General features: G+C 56.4%; 1 protein-coding gene and 1 pseudogene. One reads left to right on the forward strand and one right to left on the reverse strand.

Annotated features, from left to right (window positions below; translation table 11 throughout):
* Positions 1-137, forward strand: a pseudogene (locus AB3X89_RS39630) (AraC family transcriptional regulator); the annotation flags it as partial.
* A 384-nt stretch (positions 138-521) separates the two neighbouring features.
* On the opposite strand, the gene AB3X89_RS39635 reads toward AB3X89_RS39630, so the two are convergent.
* Positions 522-698, reverse strand: coding sequence for a hypothetical protein (locus AB3X89_RS39635; RefSeq protein WP_368587985.1), 177 nt, complete (start codon positions 696-698; stop codon positions 522-524).
* Between the last annotated feature and the right edge of the window lie 958 nt (positions 699-1656).

Consider the following 1656-nt stretch of genomic DNA (forward strand, 5'->3'; position numbering starts at 1 on the left):
GCGTCCCGCCGTGTGAGGTCGCGACCGAGGTCGGGTTTTTCGATCAGAGTCACCTTGGCCGACATTTCCGGCGCGCGGTCGGCGTGACGCCGGGGCATTTCGTCGCTTCGCCGGAGGCGGTCAGCGCGTGCCGATAAAGCGATCGCAGCGATCGCGCAACGGCAATTCTGTCGGTCAGTGGAATCGCGGGCCGTCTCGAACTTGTGCAACCTACGACGTCACAAGGCTAAGCCGACCCAGTTAGACCGGTTGAGCATGGTGGACCTCGCGTTCGACTCCATACTATCTGTGGGAAGCGCTGGGGCGATGCCTCCCCTGCTAGCCCAAGCCATTGAATCGTCTGGGAGATTGCCTGGCTGGCCGCACTACACGCGCATTTTCGCACGGCTCGCCTGTGTGTCGAGCGAATCGAGACGAAGTGAGCGCAACGGGAATTTGATGAGGAGCATTCAGCGGGACAGCCTATACCTGTAACAGGAACTCGTCCTCGGTCGCCGTCGCCACAGACGGAAACCGGTGTCTCATGGGCGCGAGAAATCTGCCAGCGTCAGCTCAATTCCTGCTGCGGGACGGGCAAGCAACTTTCGTTCGGCTATCGCCTGGATGCGGCCGTACCATCGCGAAGGTTGGAGGATGCGCGCGTCGCCTGCGCGCGGCTCGAGGCACAAATACGCTTGCAGCGCCGTAATCGTGAGCATGCAATCGATCTCGCGGTTCTGGAAGGCAGAGAAAATGCCACGCCGAGGCGACTGGCGAGCACCTGCGGTTCAAGTTCGACGGTTGCCATTGGTGACGAGTACGGCTGCACCGGTTTACAAATTCGTTAGACTGCGCCACCTTATTAACCACTAACGAATTCGATCGACCAATTTTATTGGATCGTTTCCTGTTTCCGAGACCGCCGACGTTACATATCTATAAGGCCGCTTTGCCGGTTTCAAAGCACCGCGCCACTTTCCGGCGGTCTCTACTGTGCCTGACTCTTCCACATAGCGGTGGTTATTGTCGCCGGTCCTTTCTCTCATGCCGAACCACGCATTCCAGCGTCGACAGCCCAAGATCAGAGTGTTCGAGTTCGACTCGACAAAAATGGAAGGTTTCCCGCGTTTTTAGCCAACAGAGCTCTTTGTTCTCTTCGCTGTGAAAGTACCGATAGAGGAACTCAGCGAACACAAGGAACGCTACGTTAGGACGCAGCGAGGAATCGCAGTCAGAGTCACATCCATGAAGCTCCTCAGAATGCCAGAGCTGCAAGTCCCGCGATCACGTCAAAGCCAATAAAAAGGCCGCCGACCGGAGTGGAACCGATGTCGAGTCTCTGATTCTTTCATAGATTTTTTGAACATGTCGTTGTGGCCCCGCTCAAAAGGTTTGTCTGCTTTCGCTGCCGAACGATAGCAGCAGACGGGACCAGTCGTTCCACTTGCACCACTGTCTGAATTCCCGGCGCCCCCTATCGGTAGCGACACAAATTGTCGGAATTGTCCGGTTTGTCCGGTTTGTCTGTTGATGCTATCGGTGAATGGGCTTTAACAGGTTGCTGAAGTACCGCTGAAACACGTCATCGCGCAGAGTTCGTGAAGCGTTGATAGATGAACCACCACTTGCCCACTGGAGATCATGCGCGGCGCCGACACGTTCACCGAGAGTTTGTTT

Source organism: Paraburkholderia sp. BR14320, from assembly GCF_040948665.1.
GTDB lineage: Bacteria > Pseudomonadota > Gammaproteobacteria > Burkholderiales > Burkholderiaceae > Paraburkholderia > Paraburkholderia youngii.

Excerpts from the sequence above, each read along its gene's own strand:
- AB3X89_RS39635 (WP_368587985.1), bottom strand. The coding sequence starts at position 698 with ATGCTCACGATTACGGCGCTGCAAGCGTATTTGTGCCTCGAGCCGCGC.